The organism is Plantactinospora mayteni (assembly GCF_016862935.1).
Taxonomy (GTDB): domain Bacteria; phylum Actinomycetota; class Actinomycetes; order Mycobacteriales; family Micromonosporaceae; genus Plantactinospora; species Plantactinospora mayteni.
Genome location: NZ_BONX01000117.1, coordinates 1 through 936 on the forward strand (window position 1 = coordinate 1; position 936 = coordinate 936).

Annotated in this window: 1 protein-coding gene; it reads right to left on the bottom strand. The window is 71.7% G+C overall.

Features of this window, described 5'->3' with window-relative positions; translation table 11 throughout:
• Positions 1-24: 24 nt before the first annotated feature.
• The coding region (locus Pma05_RS42135) for a helix-turn-helix transcriptional regulator (protein ID WP_203863147.1) at positions 25-936 on the bottom strand (912 nt) is incomplete at its 5' end.

A 936-nucleotide genomic window follows, 5' to 3' on the forward strand; every position in this document is an offset into this window, starting at 1 on the left:
TTCGCGGCATGAGCGCGCACCCGATTATGAAGTCCGGCCAGGGGTGGGGCCGGCGGCGGTCCTGCCCGTCTGGGAGGGGTGCTTGTTGGCGAGCGTTGAGCGGGTCGCGTGCAACGACGCCAGGAGCTGCAGTCGGTCTGCGTCGGCGCTGCCCGGTGCGGCGGTGAAGACGAGCATGACCGGGCCGGGGTTTCCGGGCAGGGGGTACGTGTCCCAGTCCAGGACGATGTCGCCTACCTCAGGGACCTGGAAGGTCTTGGTGCCGCTGACCGACTCGCGTACGTCGTGCTGGGCCCACAGCCGCCGGAACTGGGCGCTGCGGATGCTCAGCTCGCCAACGATCGCGGTGGCGCGTGGGTGGGTGGGGTCGGTGGCAACGGCGGCGCGCATCATGCCGATGTAGTCCAGGGCCTGCCGCTCCCAGTCCGGGCAGCTACGCTTGCCGGTCAGCGTGTCGTCGAACAGCAGCAGGAGCATGTTGAGCCGGTCGGTCGGGTAGGCGTCCGGGTCGCCGAGCAGCGCTCGCGCCATCGGGTTCCAGTCGAGCAGGTCAAGATGCCGGCCGAGTACGACCGCTGGGGTGTCCATCACCCGCAGCAGGCGCCGTGTGCTGACCGGCACCCGCTCCGGATCGCGGTTCACCCGGGCGGGTAGCGACCGGCGGGCGGCGTGGGCCAGGGTGAACAGGTGCCGGCGTTCCTTGTCGTCGAGGCCGAGCGCGCCGGCAAGCGCGTCCAGGACGTCGTCGGACGGGCGTACCTCCCGGCCCTGCTCGATCCGCTGGTAGTAGTCGGTGCTCAGCCCGGCCAGCAGGGCCAGCTCCTCGCGCCGCAGCCCGGTGACCTTGCGCCGGCCGCCCGGCTCCAGGCCGACGTCGTGTGGACGCAGCCGGCTACGCCGAGCGCGTAGGAAGTCGCCGAGCTCACGGGCGTACGG